The organism is Paraburkholderia dipogonis, assembly GCF_042680985.1.
Lineage (GTDB): Bacteria > Pseudomonadota > Gammaproteobacteria > Burkholderiales > Burkholderiaceae > Paraburkholderia > Paraburkholderia phytofirmans.
The window spans coordinates 108266-131287 of sequence record NZ_JBHUFR010000013.1; the positions used below are offsets into that span (position 1 = coordinate 108266).

21 protein-coding genes and 1 pseudogene are annotated in these 23022 nt (G+C 62.0%); 11 read left to right on the forward strand and 11 right to left on the reverse strand.

The annotated features are described in order from the left end of the window. Position 1: 1 nt before the first annotated feature. The 9 genes from ACFSNN_RS18035 to ACFSNN_RS18075 are packed head-to-tail and all read right to left on the reverse strand — an operon-like array spanning position 2 to position 6857. A complete protein-coding gene (locus ACFSNN_RS18035) occupies positions 2 to 409 on the reverse strand; it encodes a non-heme iron oxygenase ferredoxin subunit (RefSeq protein ID WP_134462621.1) in 408 nt (135 codons plus the stop codon). Next, positions 406 to 1344, reverse strand: coding sequence for a dihydroorotate dehydrogenase (locus ACFSNN_RS18040; protein ID WP_134462623.1), 939 nt, complete (start codon positions 1342 to 1344; stop codon positions 406 to 408). The genes ACFSNN_RS18035 and ACFSNN_RS18040 overlap by 4 nt, the downstream gene beginning before the upstream one ends. Then, on the reverse strand, positions 1338 to 2225 hold the full coding sequence (locus tag ACFSNN_RS18045) for a dihydroorotate dehydrogenase electron transfer subunit (protein ID WP_134462625.1): 888 nt from the start codon (positions 2223 to 2225) through the stop codon (positions 1338 to 1340). Before ACFSNN_RS18045 ends, ACFSNN_RS18040 begins: the two co-directional genes overlap by 7 nt. After that, positions 2222 to 2869 (reverse strand): nuclear transport factor 2 family protein, encoded by a 648-nt coding sequence (locus ACFSNN_RS18050; RefSeq protein ID WP_244322919.1) that lies wholly within the window; start codon positions 2867 to 2869, stop codon positions 2222 to 2224. The genes ACFSNN_RS18045 and ACFSNN_RS18050 overlap by 4 nt, the downstream gene beginning before the upstream one ends. Beyond that, the gene (locus tag ACFSNN_RS18055; protein ID WP_134462627.1) at positions 2866 to 4251 is read right to left on the reverse strand and encodes an NAD(P)/FAD-dependent oxidoreductase; all 1386 of its coding nucleotides are present in this window, start codon (positions 4249 to 4251) and stop codon (positions 2866 to 2868) included. The genes ACFSNN_RS18050 and ACFSNN_RS18055 overlap by 4 nt, the downstream gene beginning before the upstream one ends. 10 nt (positions 4252 to 4261) lie before the next feature. Continuing rightward, a complete protein-coding gene (locus tag ACFSNN_RS18060; protein ID WP_134462629.1) occupies positions 4262 to 4654 on the reverse strand; it encodes a cupin domain-containing protein in 393 nt (130 codons plus the stop codon). Positions 4655 to 4668: 14 nt separating this feature from the next. After that, a complete protein-coding gene (locus ACFSNN_RS18065) occupies positions 4669 to 5073 on the reverse strand; it encodes a cupin domain-containing protein (protein ID WP_134462631.1) in 405 nt (134 codons plus the stop codon). Positions 5074 to 5116: 43 nt separating this feature from the next. Continuing rightward, a complete protein-coding gene (locus ACFSNN_RS18070; RefSeq protein ID WP_134462633.1) occupies positions 5117 to 5524 on the reverse strand; it encodes a hypothetical protein in 408 nt (135 codons plus the stop codon). Positions 5525 to 5540: 16 nt separating this feature from the next. After that, complete coding sequence (locus tag ACFSNN_RS18075) at positions 5541 to 6857, reverse strand: aromatic ring-hydroxylating oxygenase subunit alpha (RefSeq protein ID WP_244322920.1); 1317 nt, start codon at positions 6855 to 6857, stop codon at positions 5541 to 5543. 296 nt (positions 6858 to 7153) lie between these two features. On the opposite strand from ACFSNN_RS18075, the gene ACFSNN_RS18080 reads away from it, so the two are divergent. After that, positions 7154 to 7744 (forward strand): TetR/AcrR family transcriptional regulator, encoded by a 591-nt coding sequence (locus tag ACFSNN_RS18080; protein ID WP_134462635.1) that lies wholly within the window; start codon positions 7154 to 7156, stop codon positions 7742 to 7744. A gap of 264 nt (positions 7745 to 8008) precedes the next feature. Continuing rightward, positions 8009 to 9322, forward strand: a complete 1314-nt coding sequence (locus tag ACFSNN_RS18085; RefSeq protein ID WP_134462637.1) for an MFS transporter — start codon at positions 8009 to 8011, stop codon at positions 9320 to 9322. A gap of 321 nt (positions 9323 to 9643) precedes the next feature. Here ACFSNN_RS18085 and ACFSNN_RS18090 read toward each other — a convergent pair. Further along, positions 9644 to 9751 (reverse strand): annotated as a pseudogene (locus tag ACFSNN_RS18090) (IS6 family transposase); the annotation flags it as partial. Between ACFSNN_RS18090 and ACFSNN_RS18095 the strand changes: the two are divergent. The 6 genes from ACFSNN_RS18095 to ACFSNN_RS18120 all read left to right on the forward strand — a co-directional run bounded on the left by ACFSNN_RS18095 (position 9714) and on the right by ACFSNN_RS18120 (position 16260). Beyond that, positions 9714 to 9917: a hypothetical protein gene (locus ACFSNN_RS18095; protein WP_166799346.1), complete on the forward strand. Its 204-nt coding sequence runs from the start codon at positions 9714 to 9716 to the stop codon at positions 9915 to 9917. The pseudogene ACFSNN_RS18090 and the gene ACFSNN_RS18095 overlap by 38 nt on opposite strands. Before the next feature lie 253 nt (positions 9918 to 10170). Further along, positions 10171 to 11130, forward strand: coding sequence for a LysR family transcriptional regulator (locus tag ACFSNN_RS18100; RefSeq protein ID WP_134462639.1), 960 nt, complete (start codon positions 10171 to 10173; stop codon positions 11128 to 11130). A 290-nt stretch (positions 11131 to 11420) separates the two neighbouring features. Beyond that, positions 11421 to 12923: an amidohydrolase gene (locus ACFSNN_RS18105; RefSeq protein WP_134462641.1), complete on the forward strand. Its 1503-nt coding sequence runs from the start codon at positions 11421 to 11423 to the stop codon at positions 12921 to 12923. Further along, complete coding sequence (locus tag ACFSNN_RS18110) at positions 12920 to 14380, forward strand: M20 family metallopeptidase (RefSeq protein ID WP_134462643.1); 1461 nt, start codon at positions 12920 to 12922, stop codon at positions 14378 to 14380. The genes ACFSNN_RS18105 and ACFSNN_RS18110 overlap by 4 nt, the downstream gene beginning before the upstream one ends. 7 nt (positions 14381 to 14387) lie before the next feature. Next, positions 14388 to 15080: an ethyl tert-butyl ether degradation protein EthD gene (locus tag ACFSNN_RS18115; protein ID WP_134462645.1), complete on the forward strand. Its 693-nt coding sequence runs from the start codon at positions 14388 to 14390 to the stop codon at positions 15078 to 15080. Positions 15081 to 15144: 64 nt separating this feature from the next. Further along, a complete protein-coding gene (locus ACFSNN_RS18120; RefSeq protein ID WP_134462647.1) occupies positions 15145 to 16260 on the forward strand; it encodes a porin in 1116 nt (371 codons plus the stop codon). A 92-nt stretch (positions 16261 to 16352) separates the two neighbouring features. Here the strand turns inward: ACFSNN_RS18120 and ACFSNN_RS18125 are convergent, their stop codons facing one another. After that, a complete protein-coding gene (locus tag ACFSNN_RS18125; protein ID WP_134462649.1) occupies positions 16353 to 17816 on the reverse strand; it encodes an amidohydrolase in 1464 nt (487 codons plus the stop codon). Between the two features lie 556 nt (positions 17817 to 18372). Between ACFSNN_RS18125 and ACFSNN_RS18130 the strand changes: the two genes are divergently transcribed. The 3 genes from ACFSNN_RS18130 to ACFSNN_RS18140 all read left to right on the forward strand — a co-directional run bounded on the left by ACFSNN_RS18130 (position 18373) and on the right by ACFSNN_RS18140 (position 23021). Continuing rightward, positions 18373 to 19698 carry an MFS transporter gene (locus ACFSNN_RS18130; protein ID WP_244322921.1) on the forward strand — a complete coding sequence of 442 codons (1326 nt, stop codon included), beginning with the start codon at positions 18373 to 18375 and terminating at the stop codon, positions 19696 to 19698. A 249-nt stretch (positions 19699 to 19947) separates the two neighbouring features. Then, positions 19948 to 21558, forward strand: coding sequence for an ATP-dependent acyl-CoA ligase (locus tag ACFSNN_RS18135; RefSeq protein ID WP_134465550.1), 1611 nt, complete (start codon positions 19948 to 19950; stop codon positions 21556 to 21558). A gap of 137 nt (positions 21559 to 21695) precedes the next feature. After that, on the forward strand, positions 21696 to 23021 hold the full coding sequence (locus ACFSNN_RS18140; RefSeq protein WP_134462651.1) for an MFS transporter: 1326 nt from the start codon (positions 21696 to 21698) through the stop codon (positions 23019 to 23021). The last annotated feature ends 1 nt before the right edge of the window (position 23022 follow it).

Below are 23022 nucleotides of genomic sequence, written 5' to 3' on the forward strand. Positions count from 1 at the left end.
GTCAGTGACTCAGCCGCACGTACAGATTGCCGTCGTCCACGCGCACGTCATGCCGGCGCGTATCACGCACGATCGGCGACGCGGTGCCCTTACCCGTGCGTATGTCGACGAGGCCTGCATGCAGCGGACACTCGATCTGGTGTTCGTCGAGAAAACCTTCGCTCAGCAGTGCGTTGCCGTGCGTGCAAATATCATCGAGCGCATAGATTTCGCCGCCGACGCGAAACAGGCCCACTTTCACCGACGCAATCGTCACGCCATGACAGTCCTTGCCGTCGAAGCAGACATCCACGGCGCCGACCAGATGCCATGCGTCGGCGACTTCCGCACCGCCCGCGGCGAATGCGACGGCGGCTTCCGGCGCAGACAGCGAGCGTCCGCACACGGACGCGATCGGAATCACTTTCATAGCGCGTACTCCTTTTGCAGATTGATCACGTCGTGCTGCTTCATCGCGCCGATCACGTCGCTGATCCGAGCGATGCCGCGCCGTTCGCAGAACGCGCGCAAGCCCTCTATCGCGCGCGGCATCGCGTTGGGCGTGACGAAGTTGGCGGTGCCGATCTGCACCGCCGTGCAGCCGGCAAGCATGAATTCGATGGCGTCGTCCGCCGTGCTAATCCCGCCGCAGCCAATGACCGGAATCTCGACGGCCTCGGCGCATTGATACGCCATGCGCAGCAGGATCGGTTTGGTGGCTGCGCCGGTCAGTCCGCCCATGACGTTGGCGACGCGCGGCTTGAATGTGTCGACGTCGATCGCCATCGCGAGAATCGCATTGCAGCAGACCAGTGCGTCGGCCCCGGCGGCTTGTGCGGCGAGCGCCACTTCCACGATGTTGCCCGCGTTCGGCGTCATCTTGACCCATACCGGAATAGGGGTGCTCGATTTCATCGCGCGGATGACCTGAAAGGTGGCTTCCGGGTCCATGCCGAATGCCTTGCCATTCTTTTTCAGGTTCGGACACGACACGTTCGCTTCGATCGCCGCGATACCGCTCGTGCCGAGCCGTCTTGCCAGTTGACCGAACTCTTCAACGGAGTTTGCCGAAATGCTGCCGACGATAGGCGGAGAGTACTGACGATAAAACGGCACGGTGGTGTCGACGAAGTAATCCACGCCCTTGCTCGGAATGCCGATCGAGAACAGCGTCGCATCCTTGAATTCGGCGACGCGCGGCGGCGGCACGCCCTCGCGGATGTCCGCGGTAATCGTCTTCGTGACGATCGCGCCAAGACAGTTGAGATCGAACACGCGCGCGTTGCCGTCGGCAAACGTGCCGGAGGCGGGCATGATGGGATTGGCGAGCGTGAGGCTGCCCACCTTGACGCTGAGATCTACCATGACGTGGTTTCCTGCAGATCGAAGACGGGGCCGTCCCAGCACACGCGCCGGAACGTCAGGCGGTCGGAGCCGGCGCTTTCGCGAAACGGCCGCACGCACGCGTAACACGAACCCATGCCGCAACCCATGTGCTGCTCGATCGCGGTTTGGCCCGCCACGTCCCATTCGTTACCCAGTTTTTGCAGCAACACGAGCAGGCGGTTCGAACCGCAGGTCGAGAGGAAGTCGAACGGTTGTTTCGCATGCTGGTCGCGCAAGTACGCTTCGAGTTGCAGCGGGTCGCTGTCGCCGTCTTCGTCCGTGACGATGTGGACTGTTGCACCGGCCGCACGCCAACGCTGCGCCGACATCACCAGCGCTTTGCTGCGCGCGCTGAGCACGGCCGTGACCCGCGCGCCGCGCGCAACCGCATGCGCTGCAAGCGGCGACAGCGTGGCAAGACCGACGCCGCGCGCGAGCAACAACAGATGCTGCGTGCAGTCGGGTAACGAGAAGCCGCTGCCGAGCGGCCCGAGCGCGTCCAGCGTGTCGCCCGGTTGCAAAGTGGCGAGACCTTGCGTGCCGGCGCCTTGCACCTTGTAGAGGAATTCGACGGTCCGCCGCACCGGGTCCGCGCCGTAGACGCTCATTGGCCGGCGCAGGAAAGTGCTTCCGGACGCACCCGGCGGGCAGGCGAGGTGAAAGAACTGGCCGGGCTGAGCGAGCGACGCGCCGGCCGGCGCCCTGACGACCATGTGCCGGTATTCGGCGTTGACGGGCTGGTTGACCAGCACCTGGCAGGCATGTTCGGCGATATCCCGCGCCGCGCCGCCGCAGTCTGCGGCTGTTGGTGCGTCTGACGCATCGTGTGTAGCGCAATACGGCAAGAGGGCTTCGGTCATTGGGGAATGTCCAGTGTGCGAGCCGCGCGAATGGCGTCGAGTCCCGCGAAGTTTCGGGCAATCGGCAGCGGTGTGTCGGCGAGCGTCATCATCTGCAGATCGGTAAATGTCATGTAACTGATCAGCCAGCGGCCACTGGCTAGATCGCGCCGGTAACGCTCCGTGGTCACCGCGCCGAGCCAGACCGCGTGTGCATCGGCGTCGTCGCCGTCGCGCAGCGCGACCTGCATCAGACGCCAGGTCGCTTCCGCCTCGCCAGCCGTGGCGTCGACACGCAACGCTTCGCTCACGTAGTAGTGAATGGCGTAGCGCCACGGCGACGCCAGGAACCAGCGAGCAATCGCTTCGCGGCCCACCAGATCGCCGCCGAAGCCGTTGCCGCCGGCCCAGACGGCGTCTTCGGTGAAGCATGCCGCCTGCTCACGAGCAACTTGGGCGAGCGCGTCGGCGTCGATCTTTCGATAGTCGGCGGTGTACTTGGCGTCGGCCAATGCGCCGTAATGTGCCTTCAGCGTGCGGATCGCCTCGATCGCTTCGAGCCGGGCCACGCGTTCGGCCAGCGCAGCGGTGGTGATTTCGGCGCGCGCCGAGCGCCCATCGCCCGCGGCGGTCACGCCGAGATCCCACATCGATATCGCGCTCATGAGGTCAGCTCTCGCAACGTCACTTGCGCATCGGCAAGACGCATCGGGTCCACCGGCGTTCCGTTTCCGATGAGCTTCTCGAGAAAGCGCCGCTCGCGTCCTGCATTGACGAGCACACCCGCGACCACCTTGCCGTCGCGCAAACTGAACGCCAGCGCGGGACCCGCGCCCGGTTCGCCGCGCAACACGACTTCGTCGCGCGCATCGGTCTGACCGACCACCTGAATGTTGTAGCCGAGCTGGTCGGTCCACATCCACGGTGTTTGGCGATACGGACGCGGACGGCCGACGAGCGCCTCGGCCACCGCGAGCGCCTGGTTCTCCGCATTGCGCCACGTTTCCTGCCGCAATCCGCCGGGAGCAGAGCCTTCGCCTGCGTGGCCCAACACGTGCGCGACGTCGCCGGCGGCGTAGAGCCAGGGTGCGCGAGGGCTGCGGCAGCATTCGTCGACGTCGACGCCGTGCCGCCCGGCGAGCCCCGTGCCCGCTAGAAAGGCCGGCGAGCAGTCGACGCCGATCGCGATCAGCACCGTGTCGGCGGCTACGTCGAAGGTTTCTGTGATTGGGCCGGTTCGTCTGCATCGCACCACGTAGCGAAGCTGCGCGATGGCATGGTTCGGATTGTCCGCGGCGTCTGCATTCGCGACGATTGCGTCGACTGCAACACCCGGTTCGACCCGCACGCCGCGTGCACGATGCTCGCGCAATAGCCAATCGGACATGACGGGCGGCAGGCAGCGCGCGAGCACACGGTCGCCAGCTTCGAGCACCGTGACTGGCACACCGAGATCGAGCGCCGACGACGCGACTTCCATGCCGATAACGCCCGCACCGATGATGACCAGCCCGCGGCTTGCTCGCAGCGCGCGCCGTAGCGACAGACTGTCGTCGATCGTGCGCAGCCTATGCACGCCAGGCAGGCCGGCGCCCACGATCCCGCCGTCGCGAGGCTGCCCGCCGCTGGCGACTACCAGACGGTCGAAGCCGACCTCAGCGCCGCTTGCGAGCGTCAACCGGCGTTGCGTCGTATCCAGCGCAAGCGCGCGGTCGTACACCCGCTCGACGCGTGCATCGCGCAACGCCGAGCGCTCCCAGAACGCAGCAGGCGCGAGCGTCAGCGACGATGCCGGCGTGCCGAAGAGCGCAGCGGCATCGGTTGAGGCGGCGGCCGGGCCATCCGTCCACGGTTCGCTTTTGCTCGTGAGCCACTCTTTCGACAAGGCCGGACGTTCATACGGTGCGTGACGTTCGTCGCCGATCAACGTGATGCGGCCGGGAAAGCCGAGCGCCTGCAACTGCTGCGCGACGCGGCCTCCAGCATGTCCCGCGCCGACTATGACGATGTGCCCGGGTGCGCCTGCAGCGGAAGTATCGTGAGTCATGATGAAGCCTTCAGTCGGGTTGTCTGGACGCGGCGCCGGACCTTGCCGGGTTCGCGTCGAGCAACACAGCGGCGCGATAGAGCACGCCCTTCGCGGTGGCGCAGGAAAAGCGGCGCGGTTCACGCGGCGGAATCAGGATCGCTTCTCCGGCAACAAGGCGGTAATGTTCTCCGGCTGCGTCGATATCGAACTCGCCTTCGAGGATGGCCACCACTTCCTCGCCGACACTGTTTGCCGGATGTTCACGTATCTCGCCCGGGCCGAACACCGAGAACTCGGTGGACAGCAATGCGCCTTCCGCGCGGATGCTCCCGCTAGTTGCCGCCGTATCGCGCCAGCGCTCGCCGGCTTTCACCGAGGTGCAGTACATGCCACCTTCGGAGGTCTGGTTGACTGTTTGCATTTGCATCTCCGCGCTCACCGATTCGCCAACGGGTAGTACGGCGTGTCGTCCTGCGCGCTATATTCAGCGCGCGGCGGCGAGACCACGTTCAGACGCATGCTGACGCCCTCTGTGCCATAGCGGTTCTTGCCGTAGTGACTCAGGCCGCCTGGAATGATCATCGCGTCGCCCTGCGCGAGGGGTCGCTCGACGTCAGATGAACCAGGCCGGACTTCGAAAATCGAACACGAACCCAGCACTTGCAGCGACGCTTCTTCACCGTGATCGTGCGCCTTCGCCGGCAGATGCGTGCCTGCCTGCTCGACGAACTTGATGACGGCGACACTCATCGTCTCGCCGATCATCGTCTTCATGTACAACCCGTTTTCGACAACGGTCTTCAAACCGTGATCTATACCGAACACCCGACACTTCGCCATTTCCGGCTCCTTGACTACTGCGCGTCGACTCCCGCTATGCGGTTCACGGCAGCGGGCGCATCACGAACGACTCGTCCGCCTTGAAGCGCGACGACTCATAGCCGTCGATCACCGCCGGCTGGTTATAGAACTCGATCGCCGGGGCGATCTCCGCAAGCGAGAGGAGCAGCAGCAGCATCGTCATGGCTTGCGGATGCTCGTTCAGCGTCGTCAGCGCGTACCGGTTCAGATAGGCCACGACGTCGTCGACTTGCGGCAGGATGGCGTCCCGGAATGCGAGGATCGCGTCCATGCCGACGGTATGGCGGCGTGCGTTGCGTTCGGTTTCGGTTTCGAGCGCCCAGACATCGACGAACGGCGCGAGCGACTCGAATCCCTCGGGGAGAGGCCGGGCGACCGGCGCGCCTCTTTTGATAAACGCGATCGGCTGAGCTTGAATTTCAGTTTGCATTGCGATATCTCCGGATTCAGGACGCCTCGGCGGCGTTTGCGGCCCCTTCACACAGGATGCGTTCGACTACGTGGTACGCGTGCCGAACGAGCAGTTCGTTATCCTGAAGGACCATGAATTTCTTCGCACCGGTTTCGGCGGCGCGCTGGGTGCGCTCCAGCGTGCTGAAGTCTTCCAGCAACACGTCGCGCAGGGCGACCTTCATGTATTCGAGGAAGAAGCGGCCACCGGGCGTCGTCATTTCCGGGTAGAAAACGCGCGCGTCGACGAGTGTCTGGTTGTGCGAGATGGGACGGAAGTTGTAGGCCTGGCAATAGTTCGGGCGCAGCGACACGTAGAAGTCCGGGAACATGATGTTCATGTCGAACAGCCAGTTCGGACTCTTCGTCCAGTTGACACCGGACGGCAACGCGTCCATTGGAAACGCGTGCTTCGCGCTGCCGATGCCGGCACGCAACGCGGCCGCCGCGATCGGGCGCTTCTGTCCCGCGTCGGAGAGCGCGTTTTTCGCGGCGGCACCGCCTTCGGTCAGTGCTTTCGGATTGCCGTAGACCGATTTCTGGTTGCCGGCCAACGACAGGCGGCGGTGGAACTCGCCGCACAGCGCGTCGAGCGGCGGCATGCTTTCGTTATCGGCTTTGTCGATGGCGTCGGCGATCGAGTTTCCGTGCACATAGGCGACGTGGTACGCCTCCTGGAACGCGTCGAGCGCAAGCTTCCAGTTGCAGTTGACGACGGTCTGCCAGCCGAAGCCCGAAATCATTTTCTCGAACGGATAGCCTTCGACGTCGCCGAACATCGGCTTCATATACTCGACGAGCGAGATGGCCGGATTCGGATCCATGTTGACGAAAATGAACCCTTGCCAGACCTCGCAGGCGACACGCGACAGACCGAACTGTTCGCGATCGAGGCCGAAAAAGCACTTTTCGTCCGGCACGCCAGTCAGCTTGCCGTCCAGGTCGTAGGCCCAGCCGTGGAACTTGCAGAAGAATTTGCGCGCATTGCCGCATTTGTCATAGACGATTTCGTTCATCCGGTGCGCGCAGACGTTGTGCATCGCCCGGATTTCGCCCTGACGATTGCGGACGACGATGATCGACGTATCGCAAGCGGCCAGATCCTTGACGAAATAATCGCCGGCCTTCGGGATTTCCTCGACGCGTCCGACCTGCAGCCACGTCTTCTTGAAGATGTGTTCCTTCTCGCGCTCGTAGTACTCGGGCGAGATGTACGGTTGGACCGGAATCGGTCCGCTGCCGAGTTCGGGGTAACGACCGGTCAGCGTGCCTGCCGGCGCGGGGACATCGGAAGGGACTTGGATTGTGGACACGATGGCAACACCTCAAAAACGAATGTCGTTTAATAATGAATGGCATTCTGTTTTGAAAAGAATCCGAAGTCAAGCAGTTGCGTGTGGAATTTGCGCGTCGTGCGTGGGGGGAGGGAACAGGCGTCGCGGCGACGCTCGCGATAGCGAACTCGTCGCCACGCGAGTTACGTCGTGGCCGCTGGCTGGAAACGAGAGGTCGCCGCCGTTCGCTGTGCACGAGAAAGTCTCGGCCGGAGATGGCGGCTTGCTAAAATTGCGCGACATCCGACCCTCTCCCTTTCGAACAAGAGTCCTCTGTGCCGCAGATCAAGAAAGCCGTGAAGCGCGAAGCCATTCTGACGGCCGCTTTCAACGCATTCAGCGAAAAAGGTTACTCAGCGACCACGATGACCGAAATTGCCCGTCTGGCGGGCACCACGGTCGCGAATCTTTATGTCTATTTCGATTCGAAACTGATCATCCTGTACGAGATCTACGAACCGTGGCTGATCGAGCAACTGCACCGATTGCGCGCGGAAGTGGCCTTGCTCAATGGTCCCCGCAAGAAGGTCGAACGTATTCTGGCCGGCATATGGGGCGACATTCCGGCCGCCGATAACGCCTTCGCCAATGCGCTGATCGACGCGCTCGCAAGCGCGCCCGTCGGTCTTTCTAAGCCCAACAATCTACTGGTATCCGTCGAGAACTTCCTGACGCAATTGCTGAAGGACGCGTTGCCGCCCGAACGCATTGGCGCGCTCGGCGGCGACCTGTTCGCGCACGTGATCTGGATGGCCTTTGACGGATTCGTGATCAACCAGCGAATCGGCGATCATCGCGATATCCAGCACATCACACAGATGGTCGCCACGCTGTTGCTTGGCGAGGAGCCCGACGAATCGCCATGACATGGCGTCCGGACAAACCCTGGTCCGGCTGCAAATTTTTTGAAAACCTTTGACGCGCTCAATATGGAATGACATTCTTTATTAAAGCGCGGGACGAACCCTATGCCTGCGCCGGGCTGGCAATCGTGACAGCATGCTCGCAGGAGCCGGGGCGTTCGCCGACATCATCACTGTCGAGCGTCAAGGCGCGGGCGGAAAGCAGCATGCTGGCACTGGATTTGCCTGACTAATTTATCCGGCAGCTCCGTTCGACAAAGGTTTCCCATGGCGGCAATCTCCGAAAGTCCCCATTCGCTCGCGGTCGATCCGCCCGCGAGCACGACCAATCGCGTTCTGGCTCTTTGCTTTCTGACCATCGTCACCGAGGGTTACGACATCGGTGTGATGGGCACCATCGTCCCATCGATGCTTGCCGATCCGGTCTGGAAGCTCACGCCGATCGAAGTCGGCGCAATGAGCAGCGCCGCGTTGTTCGGCACGTTGTTCGGTTCCTATTTCATCAGCGTGCTGACGGATCTGATTGGACGCAAGCGCCTGCTGATTGCCTGTGTGGCGTTGTTTTCCCTGTCAATGCTCGGTGCGTCGCTTTCTACGACTCCATTCGTCTTCGGCGTAATGCGGTTCATCGGAGGGCTTGGGCTTGGCGGCGTTATTTCCGCAGCGGCTGCGCTGACCGTCGAATACTCGCCAGCCGCTAAACGCAACCTGAATTTTGCGATCATGTACTCCGGTTATGCGATCGGCGCGCTCATTTCGGCCGTGGTCGGTATAGCCTTCCTGGGATCGCACGGTTGGCGTTTTGTCGTGGGTATCGGCGCGCTTCCGTTGATCGCCATTCCATTTCTGATCGCCATGCTGCCCGAATCGCTTGCCTATCTGATGGCGAGTGGAAGAACTCGCGACGCACAGACGTTGGCCGAGCGGCTTGGCTTGTCGCTGTACGCAATCGACGCGTTTCCCGCCGGCAAGACAGCCGCGCCGTCGATTAAAAGCGTGTTCGGCGAGGTGTTTTCGCGCGGCAATCTCTGGTCGACTCTTTGCTTATGGGTCGCGCAGATTGCCGCCGTGCTGGTGATCTACGGACTTGGTACGTGGTTGCCGCAATTGATGCGCAAGCTCGGCTACGACCTCGGTTCGAGCCTGACATTTCTCGCGGTATTCATGCTGTCGTCGGCGATTGGCGGGATTCTGATCGGACAGGTGAGTGACCGGATCGGGCCGCGCAAGACAATCGTGGGCGGGTACGTGATCGGCGCGCTCGCGATCTGCGGTCTTACGATCAAAGGCAGCGTGACGACGAATTACGTGCTCGTGGCGCTTGCCGGGCTGGGCAGCATTGGCGTCGCGATGGTCCAGCTTGGCTACATCGCGAACTTCTACCGGCCGTTCGCCCGTGCGAGTGCCACGGGATGGGCCGTGGGCGTCGGGCGTTTCGGTGCCATGGCCGGCCCGATGGTCGGCGCCTGGTTTGCGTCGTCCCATCTGGACGTCCGGCTCAATTTCGTGGCGTTTGCTGTATCCGGTCTCGTAGCTGCGCTGGCAATCGCGTTGAGCAACGCGAAGCAGCACGACGCCTAGACGTTTCGACTACCCGTGACAAATACAACGTGCTGGCGGTGGGACTCCCGTTACGCAGAAGAGCATCGACGGGCTGCCGCCACACGCGCTTGCACAACGATGTCTCTCACGCCGGTTACACGAATTCGTCTGCCATCTCGCCAGAAAAAACTAGTTAGGCATCTTTTTTTTAAAGTCCGCTGCCGAAACATTGATTCCGCTAGTCTGCTTCTGCGCACGCACAAAGCAGTGTGACGCTTTACGCCGCTATTTCCGTCGCGATGGTTTGCTCGGCCAATGCCTGTTTCAGAGAGCCGGTCGATAGTGCTGCCTTGCCGACGGCAGGCTCAGCGGATAGGCCACGTACCAACGCACGCAGGTTGGGATCACGTCCAACGGATAACGCAGGCGCTTGAGTACTCCGGCGAATAGCGGAGCCACTGTCTTCATCGAATTGTCTGTTGTTCGCGTCGTTCCGCACATCGTGACGGAGCGCCTTACTGAAATAGATCCTTCAGCGGTCGCTCACGCCTTCATCGACGAGTTCGCAGGCATCGCTGCGCTTTGGCGTGCAGCACTTCTTCTGATGCTGCACGAGCGCGTGAGCCCGGCATGAAGGGGGCTACCAAGCTCTCGGCGTCTTCATTCCTGCAATCATCAACGCCAACAGAGTTTGCCCGCCTGCTTGCGCTCGTGTCATTCCCTCTACACGTTACGCGGTCAGCCAATCCGGCAAGGCCGCGCTTTCCGCTTTATTGGCGCACGAAACTGCATTACCTTTGCAGCGTGTTCCGCGGGCTGTTGTGAGCATCAATGGAAGTAAGCCCGTTCACTTTTGGTTGCGAACAGGATGTGGAGAAACTGGCAACATGAAGATTCATCAACTGCGCACGCTCGTTGCGATTTCCGATACGGGAAGCGTTCGCAACGCAGCGAAGGCGCTCGAACTTTCGCCGGCGGCGGTCACCAAGGCGATGCGCGAACTCGAAGCACAAGTGGGTGTCGCATTGATCGTCCGGGAAGCCTCCGGGATCATCCTGACCGAGGCTGGCCGAGCTTTGCTGGCGCACGCACGCTTGATGATCGAGCAGTTGCGACGTGCGCAAGACGAAATGGATCGCTTCTCCGGCGCGGGCAGGGAGCGGCTGACGGTGGCGCTGCCGACGTGGATCGCCATCGCGCTGCTTGGCGGCATCATGAAACGCTTCGAGCAGGAAATGCCCGATACACGGCTCGTTTTCTACGAGAGCCTGCTGAGCGTCGCTGTGCCGAAGCTGCGTGACGGCACACTGGACCTCTCCGTGAGCCGCGCCTGCCCGCCTTCATGGCGCGACGAATTTCAGCAGGTGCCGCTCTTTCTCTCGGGCTACGCGGTCGTGGGGCGCGCTGGACATCCGCTCGCGAAATGCCGCACGTTGGCGCAACTGAAGGGCGTGAGCTGGGTGTTGAACCGCGATTTCACGGAAAACGACGCCGAAGGCGACGGCCCGTTCGGCGAATACTTTCGCCGCTACAAGCCGCGCGTGCATGTCGCGCATTCGTCGTCCATGATGATCGGCCTCATCTGCAATACCGACGTGCTCTCGATCATGCCCTGGCCGCTCGCGGAACTGCTCGTCGCGAAAGAGGGGCTGTGCGTGTTGCCCGTCACGGAAACGATTCCTGAAGTGCAGGTGAACCTGATGTACCGGCGCGGAACGCCGCTAAGCGCAGCAGCAAAGGTGTTTATTCGAAGCCTGAAGGACACCATTCTCGACGAAGCCAATACGTCCGATCCAATGAGCAGACGTGTCTTTCAAGCGGTCGAATGCATCTTGACCCAACCCTAGCAACGCACTGACCGGACGCATAAGCAAGAGCCGGACCACAGCAAAAAGACGCACGCTACATGTGCGTCTTTTTTTTCGCCGTTTGACCCGTTAAAGAATAAACATAACCATTCTTCAAGTCGGTAACACTGCATCGGCGCTTATTGCGAAGAGACGGAGTGCCGCGAACTTTTCCTCGCCTGAGCGAAGTGTCCTTTGAGCCGTCTCACCCTACCGCGCAGGTCATCGCTTTCGATATTGCAGAGCAATCATCTTGCGCTGCACTACAACACCTTTCAATCAGTCAGACTATGTCGAAGTTGAACGAAGCAGAACGGGACGTGGTTGCTCGCATCGAGCTTTATCGCCCGCTGTGCACACACCTGAGCGACAGGCTCTGGGACCTCGCGGAGACCGCCTACGCGGAACACGCATCCGCCGACCTTCAGATAAGAGAGCTGACGCGTGAAGGCTTTCGAGTAACGCACGGCCTCGCGGGCATTCCGACCGCGTTCGTTGCCGAATGGGGCGAACATGGGCCGGTAATCGGATTGCTGGGAGAGTACGATGCCTTGCCTCAACTGAGTCAGGTTGCGGGTTCCACGACGCGCGCACCGGTTGTGAGTGCCGGCAATGGTCATGGTTGCGGCCACAATTTGCTGGGCGGCGCGGCGCTCCTCGCCACGCTGGCGGTTCGTGACCATTTGCGCGACACGGGTGCCGCCGGCCGCATCCGCTATTACGGCTGTCCCGCGGAGGAGGGCGGCGCGGGCAAGACGTTCATGACGCGCGCCGGTGTGTTCGACGACGTCGATGCCGTACTGACGTGGCACCCGTCCAGCATCTATGCGATCGAGGCGATGTCGACGCTCGCCGCGCTGCACGCACGCTTCACGTTTTCGGGCCACGCCGCGCATGCGGCCGCGGCGCCGCACCTCGGACGCAGCGCACTCGACGCGGTCGCATTGATGAACGTAGCGGCCAATTATCTGCGCGAGCACGTTCCGTCCGACGCGCGTCTGCACTACGCGATTCACGATACGGGCGGCCGTGCGCCGAACGTGGTGCAGGCCCGCGCGGAGGTGGTCTACCAGATTCGTGCGCCCGAGCTCGATGTCGTGCACTCGATCCAGGCGCGCCTCTTACGGATCGCCGAAGGCGCCGCGATGATGACCGAGACGACGATGCGCGTTCGTGTCGAGAAGGCGATGTCGAATATGCGTCCGAATCCCGCGTTATCGGATCTGATGTACGCACGTATGGAGGCTCTCGGACCCGTGCCGTTCGACGACGACGACCGCGCTTTCGCACGCCAGATGCAGCAGGCTATTTCGAACGAAGAAGCGCGCGCGAGCCTCGCCATTTTCGGCGCCGCTCATCTGAGAGGCGAACTTCATGACGCAATCTTGCCGGCCGAGCGCATGCCGCCCGTACTGACCGCATCGACGGACGTGGGCGACGTGAGCTGGGTGGTGCCGACGGCGCGCTGCCTCGTGCCTTGCTTCGCGCTCGGCACGCCGTTCCATTCCTGGCAGCTGGTCGCGCAGGGCAAGTCGTCGCTGGCCCACAAGGGGATGACGCATACGGCGAAGGTGCTCGCCATCACGGCGGCGGCGCTGTATCACCATCCGGCTGCACTTGCCGCCGCCAAAGAGGCGCTGCGGGAGCAGTCGGGCGACGCGGCGTACCGGTGTCCCATTCCGCCCGACGTCGAGCCGCCCGTTGCCAATGCCACCATTGCCGCCGGCGATGCGCGCCCGCGCGCCACGTTTCGCGGCGCGTTTCCGTCACAGTACGCAGGAGTCCAATCGTGAGTCAGTTGTCGATTGATCGCACGACGGAAGTAGCGGCGCTCGTCGATGCGAAGAAGGATGGTTTGGTCCGGCTCTCCGACGAGATATGGGGGCTCGCCGAAACGCGCTGGCAGGAGTTTCAATCCGTTGAAGCCCAGATCGCGGTGCTGGAGCGAGAAGGATTTCGTGTGACGCGCAAGGTTGGCGGCATTCCGACGGCGTTCAGCGCACAGTGGGGAGACGGCGGGTCCGTTATCGGCTTTCTCGGTGAATACGACGCGCTGTCGGAAATGAGTCAGGTGGCTGGTGCAGTTGAGCCGATGCCGGCTTGCGATGGCGCGAGTGGTCATGGATGCGGTCACCATTTGCTCGGCGCCGGCGCAATGCTCGCGGCGATTGCGACGCGCGACTATCTTGCGCGCCACCAGCTTCCGGGCATTGTGCGCTATTACGGGTGTCCGGCGGAAGAGGGCGGCGCAGGCAAGACCTACATGGCGCGCGCCAATGCGTTCGATGACGTCGACGCGGCACTGACCTGGCATCCGGGGCCCTACTCAGGCGTGTTCAAGTACAAGTCCCTCGCCGTCATTCAGATGGCGTTCCGTTTCACGGGGATTGCGTCGCATGCAGCCGCGTCGCCGCATCTCGGCCGCAGCGCACTGGATGCGGTCGAACTCATGAATGTCGGCGTGAACTTCATGCGCGAGCACATGCCATCGGACGCGCGCGTGCATTACGCGATCACCGATGCCGGCGGCTACGCGCCGAACGTGGTGCAGGCCAATGCCGAGGTGTTGTACGTTGCGCGGTCTCCGAACCTCGACGACGCGCGCCAGCTCGCGGCGCGCGTCGAGCAGATTGGACGCGCCGCGGCGTTGATGACGGATACGCAGGTTAGCGTCGAATTCGACCGCGCATGCTCGAACGTGCTGCGCAACAGCGTAATCGAACGATTGATGGCGGACGCGCTCACAATGCTCGGCGCGCCGCCCTTCGACGAAATCGACCAGGCATTCGCGAGCGAAATGACGCTGCGGACCACCGAAGCGGATGTGCGTGAATGCATCGAGTCGTATCGCGGCGATCCGAACGAACGAGGCCTGAGCATGCGCGCACTTGCGCTGCACGACGAGCCGGGAACGCTGACGGGTTCGAGCGATGTCGGCGATGTGAGCTGGATTGTGCCGACAGCGCAGCACCTCGGCGCGTGCTACGCGATTGGCACCAACATGCACACGTGGCAGCTTGTCGCGCAGGGCAAGCTGCCGGCGGCGCACAAAGGCATGGTGCACGCTGCGAAGGTCATGGCCGTCACGGCCGTCGAGTTGTGTCTTAACCCCGCTCATCTCGATGCTGCCAGGGCCGAGCTTGCGGTTCATACGGGTGCGCGTCCCTACGTCAGCCCGATTCCCCCTGACGTGCTGGCGCCGCCCGTGAGAGCGACGGTGCATCCATCCACTGAACCAGAGAAGGTCTGACGCAAACATGATTTCCTATTTCCTGACCGCCCGGGAACAGACGTTGCCGGCGGAGGCGGATGCTTTTGCAGAACTCCGGACGGAGCTCGCACGGATTCCGCAGCTGCGCTTTGCCGAATTGCACAGACCAGCCGGCGTCGAAACTTATCATCGCGACGGCGCCGCGCCGCGCGCCGCGATGAGACTGGTATTCGATTCGATCGAGGCGCTGGAGTCGCAATTGATGCCCGGAGCCCGACTGCTCGAACTCACCGGCTCCGCGCTATGGCGACATGTGGCAGGCGAGCAGATGACGCAGCAAGCCATGCTCACGCGGACTTACCTACCGTCGGGCCGCGTGCCCATCGGTGCCGATAGCGAGGAAACATGCAGCTATCTCGTGCATTACCCAGGGCGGGCTGAAGACCTCAATGCGTGGCTGCGCTACTACGTCAATCACCATCCGCAAATCATGCTCGACTATCCCGACGTGATGCAGGTTCAGGTCTTCACATGTCTTGACTGGTGCGACGCAATGCCTTTCGAGCGCGTCTCGTACATGCAGCGCAACCAGCTGACGTTTCCTTCGATCGACGCGTTGATGTGCGCGCTCGAGTCACCCGTGCGCGCGCGGATGCGGGCGGATAACCAGAACTTTCCCGAGTTTACCGGCGGGGCAACGCACTTCGCAATGCGCACGTCGTTCGTGAACGGAATCTGACCAGTTGCGAGAAGGTTGGCTTCAAATAATTATTAATAAATCAATTGGTTTGGAGTACATATAAATGAATAAATGCGGAAAAACCATCGTCGCGTTAGCCGTCGCGGAATTGCTTTGCGCATCGCATGCATGGGCCGATGAGTCATTCCAGATCCTTGTGCCGGATGCGTTCTTGGGAACGAGTGGAACGATCCTGTATGGCGTCGCCGATGCTGGCCTGCAATACAGCCACGCCGGCAGCAGGGACGTTCTGGGCATGGAAAGCGGCGCGGGGGCGACGTCGCGGTTCGGCTTTCTCGGCGTCGAGCAGCTCGGCGGCGGCTTTTACGTGCGCTTTAATCTGGAGTCGGCCATCAAACTGACGAACGGCACGGCGGGCAGCACGACGGCGCAGAACGAGAGTACTTTTTTCAGCCGCGAAGCAAATATCTCACTCATTTCGAATGACTGGGGGCGCATCAAAATGGGCCGCCAGTATCCCACGGAGCTTTCACTTGCGCTCGACCCGTTCTATGGCGTCGGCGCTTTTTCTCCGTATGGTTCGCTTGCGGCGCTCAGCCTGGACCTCGGCGCGGCGGCGACAATCGGTGACTCCCGTATCAGCAATGCGGTCGCGTATATGACGCCTGTTATAGGCGGCTTTCAGCTCGAAGTGATGGGCGCGCCGCGCGGCGTCACGACGCCGGGCTATCCGGAAAGCTACTTTCAGGGCGCCCAACTGGAATACCTGAACGGGCCGCTCTATCTCGGCGTGTTCTACGACGTCATCCGTACGGACCCGACGGCGGCCTTGCCTTCCATCAAGAACAAATGGCTCGGCGCGGGTGCGATGTACGACTTCGGCGGCGTGAAACTCTCGTATGAGTTCAACATGACGGTCCCGGACTATGCGAACTATTGCGTTGCCACGACGCATATGATCGGCGTGAACGCGCGCCAGGGGACCAACGACGTGAAGTTCTCCGCTGTCTATCGCAACGTCGCCGGCAAGCCCGCATCGAATTCACTGGCGTTCGGGCTTGGTTACGACTACAACCTGTCGAAAGTGACCGCGCTTTATGTCCGCCTCGGCTATGTCGTCAACCAGAAGAATGCGATTGCCACTTTGGCGAACGGTTCGTTGAGCGCACCCGGAGACGATCAAAGCATCGTTGCCGTCGGCATCCGCAAGCGTTTCTAATCACACCGCGAGCGCTCCGAAAGGAACAAGCTCGCCTCACGCGTCGGCGTGAGGCGAGCTGTTGCAATAAGCAATCGAACCCAGAACGGGAATCAGGCAGGCGCCGCTTGCGGCGCGCGCTCCGTTGCGCCCGCAGCGCGTGCCGGCGGCGGCGCGATGTCGCCGGGTATCGGACACTGATACGGCTTCATCATGCGTTTACGATGCAGTTCTTCGCGTGCCGCACGCAATGTCTCCGGTTGTCCGGCGAGATCGATGCCGGTGGCCGCGAGCGTCTTGGCGGCGAGCAGCATGCCCTTGTGAGCCAGCGAAAGCTTTCCTTGCGAAACCATCTGCCATGAATGAAAGCCTGTGCCCCACGCATAACAGGCCGTCAGGCATTGAGTTGTCGGCGCTGCCCAGCTCACGTCGCCAACGTCCGTCGAGCCCGTGACGGGCCGCTCCGCGTCCGGGCGATAGGGCAGGATCTCCGCAATGATGGGACGCGGATCACGCAGTGCCGCCGCGAAATGCCGCGACGCATTCGCAAGATCGTCAGGGTTGATGGTCTTCTGAATCTCCGCGGCGAAAGCGACTTCCTCAGCCGTCACGATCATGCTGCCGATGGCCTGCATGTTCCGATCGAGCACAGTGTCGAGCGTGTCGTTGTGCAGGACGTTCGAGCAGGCCTTGTCGAACACCATCTCGACGCGCGTACCCGTCATCAGTGCGGCGCCCTCGGCGATCTGCTTCACGCGCTCAAACAGGTCGATCGCCTCGGCGCTCGTTCGCGCACGAATCGTATAAAGGGTCTCGGCGAGTGCCGGCACGACATTGGTCGAGATGCCGCCGGCGTTGATGTACGCGAAATGCACACGAGCCTGATCGGGCATGTGCTCGCGCAGATAGTTGACGCCAATGTTCATTAGCTCGGCCGCGTCGAGCGCACTGCGGCCCAAGTGTGGCGCGAGTGCCGCATGCGATGCCTTTCCGTGAAAGCGGAAATATGCCTGCACGTTGGCCAGCGTGGCATTCATGAAAACAGAGTTGGCCACCGACGGGTGCCAGCAGAGTGCAACATCGAGATCGTCGAACAGACCGGCGCGGGCCATGAAGGTCTTGCCCGCCGCAGCTTCTTCCGCGGGGCAGCCGTAGAAGCGAACGGTGGCTTCGATACCGTGCGCCGCGAAGTAGTCGCGCGCCACGACGGCGGCCAGATGCGATGCCGTGCCGAGCAGATGATGTCCGCAGCCGTGACCGTTGCCATTCGCCGCGCCCGCGGCCGGCCTGCACGCCGTCGCGCCGCTCTCCTGGTTCAGGCCCGCAAGCGCATCGTATTCGCCGAGAAAACCGATCACGGGTCCGCCGCTGCCGGCTTGCGCCATGAACGCTGTCGGCATGCCGGCCACGCCGCGCGTAACCGTAAAGCCGGCCGCTTCGATCGCCGACGCGTGCCGTTCCGCGGATTCGAATTCGGCATAGCGCATTTCAGCAAGTGACCAGATGTCGTCGGCGAGCGCGATGTAGTCGTCCGTCTTCGACTCGACGAGTTCCACCACCTTTGCAATATGTTTCACTACGGCTCCTGGCGTTGTTGCACGCGCCTACCGCACATGCGATGAAGGAAAAGGGTGGCGTGTCGGCCGCTCCTTTTTCTAGCGTATTGCGTGATGATGGCGAGCGGAAGGACGGTTCCGGTGGTGCCGTTCACTTTTGGTTGTGCGCGGATCGATCGGCGCGTGACGCGATTGGCGTGCGATATCGGCAATGCGCGAAAGAGCGCGACTCTCCGCGTGGTGTATCGAGTAAGTGACGGCGCGCGCAGGGAAATCCAGCCTCAGTCGTGCGACGGCTCGTGAGTATTGCTGAACCGAATATGAATGCACGCAATCACGTAAAGACAGCCGATCGCTCGAACGCGGCGCTATGTGGCCAAAGCGGTCGCATGCATCGTGAGGCGTCGCGCGAGGTCACACTGGCAACCGTCGTCGCGCCGCTATGCAAGAGTCGCGCCATCACTTCCTTTTTCTGAGGAATTTTGGCGTCGCGTTGACAGTGTTCGTGCCGAATATCACTATTTTTTCAAGCGGACGGCACGGGCCGTCGGCATTTCGAATAAACGGGAGACAGTTTGTGTCGCAACTTTCCGCTGGTACTCAGGCAGCGTCTGCGGGGCGATCCGAGGTTCGCGCTTCGCCATCCATACGCGATGTCATCGCCGTTGTCGCCGGCAATGCGCTTGAGTTTTACGACTTTACCGTCTACGCATTTTTCTCCGTATTCATCGGCCGGGCGTTTTTTCCATCCTTCACGCCGGCGACACAAATCATTGCCTCCGTGGCCGTGTTCGGTGTTGGCTTCGTTGCCCGCCCGCTCGGCGGCGTGGTGATCGGGGCGTACGCGGACAGGCGGGGTCGCAAAGCGGCGCTGACGTTGACGTTCGGCCTGATGGCACTGGGCACGGCGATCATCGCGTTTACGCCGACTTATGCGCACATTGGCATCTACGCGCCGTTGCTCGTTGTCGTAGGACGTCTGCTGCAAGGACTATCCGCTGGGGGCGAGGCCGGACCGGCCACGTCCTATCTGCTCGAAACGGCGACGGCGGGCCGCCGCGGCCTCTATACGAGCTGGCAACTCGCGACGCAGGGCATCGCCGCGCTGGTGGGTGGACTGGTTGGCTATACCGTGTCGTCGGTGTTAACCGCCGAAGCACTGAGCGCATGGGGATGGCGAATTCCGTTCATGCTCGGGTTGCTTATCGCGCCGCTCGGCATCTACATCCGCAGCCGGCTGCATGAGACGCTCAACGCCGAACACGCGGTGAAGAGCAATGGCGAACTGCTGCGCGGCATCCTCAATGCGCATCTGTCCGAACTCCTACTCGCCTGTTGCGTGCTGATCGGTCCGACCATCACCGTGTATGTGGTTGGCCACTACATGACCACGTATGGCATCCGCGTGCTGCATCTGCCGACCTCGACTTCGATGCTCGTGGGCTTCGTCACGGGCGGCGTCGGCATTGTCGCGTCGCTCGGCGCGGGGATTTACTTCGACCGCTTTCCACGCAGCCGTTTGCTGGTCGTGCCGCAGTTCCTGTCGATTCTCGCGGTGCTGCCCATGTTCGCATGGGTATTGCAAGCGGGCACGGGCAGCGTCTTTCTGGGCATGGTCGCATTTCTGACCTTGTTGCGCGTGCTGATGTCGCCGTTCCACCTTTGCGTCATTCCGGAAATATTTCCGCAGGCCGTGCGCAGCACGTGCGTGTCGATTTGCTACAGCGTGCCGACGACTATCTTCGGCGGCACGGCGCAACTGGTGGTGGCTTGGCTTGCAACGGTCACGCCTAACCCGATGGCGCCTGCGTGGTACTTGCTCGGAGCCAATCTGATCTCATTCATCGCAGTGTTCGTACTCGATCGACGTCGCCGCATGCGGCTCGTCGACAACGTTTCGTAGAACACGTTCGATAGCCTGCACGGTCGTCGCGGGAGACGCTCGGATGAACGTGAGCGAACAGCGCATCCAATAGCCGGCGCATTGGGAGATGCTACGTACTTCTTCCTCGACCGATGCAACTGCCGAGTATCAACCCAAAATCCGCCAGATTGATAGCGAGAGCAAAATTGATGAATTTGACACATGTCCGATGCGAATCCTAGACTCGTCTGCATACATTCAGGCGGGGACGACATGAGCAATATCCACATGCCAGCTGCGATATGCAGGGAGGCGCCAGGGAGTAAAACCACGAGACTTACCCTGCCGGAAATGCTGGCCGCTCGTGCGGCCCGAAACCCGCACGCAGCGCTTTTCTCTGATCGCGCAACGCAATGGACCGGCGCCGAGGCGCTCGATATCGCTGCGCGCCGTGCGGGTTCGCTTGCTGCTCAAGGCGTGGAACGCGGTGACCGCGTGGCGCTGCTTTGCACGAATCGCAGCGAGTTCATGGAAATCATTCTGGGATGCGCGTGGCTCGGTGCGATCGCGGTGCCGATCAATACGGCTTCGCGCGGCTTGCAACTCGAACACATTCTGCGCAACTCTGGCGCCCGGCTGGTCGTTGCCGAAACCCATCTCGTCGACGCCGTTTGCGCACTCGATCCCGGCGGCCTGGCAGTCGAATCCGTATGGCTGATTGGGCAAGAACCGGGCGAAGCGTCGGCATTCAGTGTGCCAACCGTGCCGCTGCCGCCGCGAGGTGAAGCGGTCGCACCCGCAGAGCTTGCCGATAGCGATCCGCTCGCGATTCTGTACACGTCGGGGACGTCGGGATTGTCAAAAGGCGTGATCTGTTCGCACGCGCAGTTCTATTGGTGGGGCAGGCATACGGCGGATTATCTTGGGGTCACGGCTGGTGACGTGCTCTACACCTGCCTGCCACTCTTCCACACGAATGCGCTGAACTTCTTCTTTCAGGCTCTCACGTGCGATGCCGAGCTTGTCGTCGATCGTCGCTTTTCGGCGAGCGGTTTCTTTGACTCGCTCGTTGAGAGCAAAGCGACCATCACGTCCGTGTTGGGTGCGATGGTGCCGATTCTGCTCGGCCGCGCCGTGTCGCCGAACGAACGCGCACACAGGGTACGCATTGCGCTGGCGCCAGGCGTGCCGGGTCATTTCCAGCATGAGTTCACCGAGCGTTGCGGAATTGCATTGCTGGACGGTTACGGTTCGACGGAAACGAACTTCGTGATCGGCGCTCACATCGACGCACAGCGTCCCGGCTTCATGGGCAAGCTTACGGAGGGCTTCGATGCGCGCGTCGTCGACGAGCGCGACCATCCTGTCCCGGACGGCGAAGCTGGCGAGCTGATTGTCCGGGCGGACGAACCGTGCGCATTCGCTAGCGGCTACTTCGGCATGCCGGAGAAGACCGTTGAAGCGTGGCGCAATCTGTGGTTCCACACGGGGGACCGCGTGGTACGCGAAGCCGACGGCTACTACCGTTTCATCGACCGGCAAAAGGACGCGATCCGGCGGCGTGGAGAGAACATTTCGTCCTACGAGGTCGAGCAGGCTTTGCTGAGCCATCCTTCGGTTGAGATCGCCGCGGTATTCGCGGTGTGCTCAGAACTCGCCGAAGATGAGGTGATGGCAGCACTCGTGCTGTGCGATAACGCGACGCTTGAGCCACTGGACTTGATCCAGTACTGCGAGCCGCGTTTGCCGTACTTCGCCGTGCCACGCTTTCTCGACTTCGTGCGCGAGCTGCCCAGAACGGAAAACGGCAAGATCCAGAAATACAAACTGCGCGAGGCCGGTGTGACAGAGAGCACGTGGGACCTCGAAAAATCCGGCTACCGGCTCAAGCGTTCCTAGCGGCCTAGCCTGGCGAGCTACCCAACTACGTCATCAGCCTCGCGCGACGCGAGCCGCTCAGGCTTCAGCCGTTTCGCAGCCAACAAGTCGTCGCACCAGCTCAATATCGTGCCGCATTGCGGCATACCGGAGACAGTATGGCAAGCACGCAAACCTTTCCCGCGCCTGACGTGCAAGCGGTCAGCGGTGGGATCGATCAGAAGTCGTTGCGGCGCATCGTCATGGCATCGGTCGCAGGCAATGCGCTCGAATGGTATGACTTCTTTCTCTACAGCACGGCGGCCGCGCTGGTATTCGGCGAACTGTTTTTTCCGAAAGGCACCGACCCGCTGATCGGGACGCTGGCTGCTTTCGCAGGGTTTGCCGTGGGTTTTGCTGCGCGGCCGTTCGGTGGCGTGCTGTTCGGTCACATCGGTGACCGCTACGGACGCAAGGGCGCGCTTGTGTGGACGCTATCGATCATGGGCGGCGCGACGTTTCTGATCGGCCTGCTGCCGACCTATGGGCAGGCCGGGCTGTGGGCACCCGCACTGCTTCTCGTACTGCGCGTGCTGCAAGGCGTCGCCTCAGGCGGTGAGTGGGGCGGTGGCGTGTTGATGATCAGCGAGTCGGCACCACCGGAAAAGCGCGGCATGTACGCGTCATGGAGCCAGATCGGTGTGGGTGGCGGCTTTGTGTTGTCGGCGGCGGTTTTCTTTGTCGTGCAGAAGCTGCCACACGACACGTTCATGAGCTGGGGCTGGCGCGTACCGTTTCTGCTATCCATCGTGATCTTCGGCGTCGGCGTCTACATCCGCTCGAAGTTGCCGGAAAGCACTGAATTCGCAAAGGCAGCGGCGGCGGGCAAGACGACTCACACGCCAGTGCTCGAAGCGATCCGCCGCCACCCGAAGGAGTTGCTGATCGCAATGGGCCTGCGCGTGGCGGAGAACGGCGGCTCGTATATCTTTCTGGCTTTCTCGCTTGTGTATGGGAAGTTCATCGGCGTGCCGAGTTCGGTCATGCTCGCGGGTGTGATGGTGTCGATGACCGTTGAGCTGGGCATGATGCTGCTGTGGGGCCGGCTATCCGATCGCATCGGCCGCAAGCCGGTGTACATGATCGGCGCGGCGGGGCTCATCGTCATTGCGCTGCCCTTCTTCTGGCTGATCGACACGAAGGTGCCGGGCCTCATCTGGCTCGCTTTCCTGCTGGCCAACGGCGTGTGTCATGGCGCGATGATCGGGACCCAGCCGAGCCTGATGGGCGAACTGTTCAGCACGGAGGTCCGCTATTCAGGCATGGCGCTGGGCCACGAGATCGCCTCGGTGTTCGCCGGCGGCCTGTCGCCGCTCGTGGCCACCGCGCTGCTCGCGAAGTACCACGCGGCATGGCCGGTTGCGCTGATGCTCATGGCGATGGGCGCGATTACCGTCGTGGCGCTTCTCTGTGCGCGGGAAACAGCGCAACGCACCGCACGCTAAA

What these genes read in the sequence shown, in the direction of transcription:
- ACFSNN_RS18050 (WP_244322919.1), bottom strand. Translation starts at nt 2,869, where the DNA reads ATGAGCGCGATATCGATGTGGGATCTCGGCGTGACCGCCGCGGGCGAT.
- ACFSNN_RS18115 (WP_134462645.1), top strand. Translation starts at nt 14,388, where the DNA reads ATGATTTCCTATTTCCTGACCGCCCGGGAACAGACGTTGCCGGCGGAG.
- ACFSNN_RS18100 (WP_134462639.1), top strand. Translation starts at nt 10,171, where the DNA reads ATGAAGATTCATCAACTGCGCACGCTCGTTGCGATTTCCGATACGGGA.
- ACFSNN_RS18035 (WP_134462621.1), bottom strand. Translation starts at nt 409, where the DNA reads ATGAAAGTGATTCCGATCGCGTCCGTGTGCGGACGCTCGCTGTCTGCG.
- ACFSNN_RS18060 (WP_134462629.1), bottom strand. Translation starts at nt 4,654, where the DNA reads ATGCAAACAGTCAACCAGACCTCCGAAGGTGGCATGTACTGCACCTCG.
- ACFSNN_RS18045 (WP_134462625.1), bottom strand. Translation starts at nt 2,225, where the DNA reads ATGACCGAAGCCCTCTTGCCGTATTGCGCTACACACGATGCGTCAGAC.
- ACFSNN_RS18040 (WP_134462623.1), bottom strand. Translation starts at nt 1,344, where the DNA reads ATGGTAGATCTCAGCGTCAAGGTGGGCAGCCTCACGCTCGCCAATCCC.
- ACFSNN_RS18055 (WP_134462627.1), bottom strand. Translation starts at nt 4,251, where the DNA reads ATGACTCACGATACTTCCGCTGCAGGCGCACCCGGGCACATCGTCATA.
- ACFSNN_RS18065 (WP_134462631.1), bottom strand. Translation starts at nt 5,073, where the DNA reads ATGGCGAAGTGTCGGGTGTTCGGTATAGATCACGGTTTGAAGACCGTT.
- ACFSNN_RS18105 (WP_134462641.1), top strand. Translation starts at nt 11,421, where the DNA reads ATGTCGAAGTTGAACGAAGCAGAACGGGACGTGGTTGCTCGCATCGAG.
- ACFSNN_RS18085 (WP_134462637.1), top strand. Translation starts at nt 8,009, where the DNA reads ATGGCGGCAATCTCCGAAAGTCCCCATTCGCTCGCGGTCGATCCGCCC.
- ACFSNN_RS18070 (WP_134462633.1), bottom strand. Translation starts at nt 5,524, where the DNA reads ATGCAAACTGAAATTCAAGCTCAGCCGATCGCGTTTATCAAAAGAGGC.
- ACFSNN_RS18140 (WP_134462651.1), top strand. Translation starts at nt 21,696, where the DNA reads ATGGCAAGCACGCAAACCTTTCCCGCGCCTGACGTGCAAGCGGTCAGC.
- ACFSNN_RS18135 (WP_134465550.1), top strand. Translation starts at nt 19,948, where the DNA reads ATGCCAGCTGCGATATGCAGGGAGGCGCCAGGGAGTAAAACCACGAGA.
- ACFSNN_RS18120 (WP_134462647.1), top strand. Translation starts at nt 15,145, where the DNA reads ATGAATAAATGCGGAAAAACCATCGTCGCGTTAGCCGTCGCGGAATTG.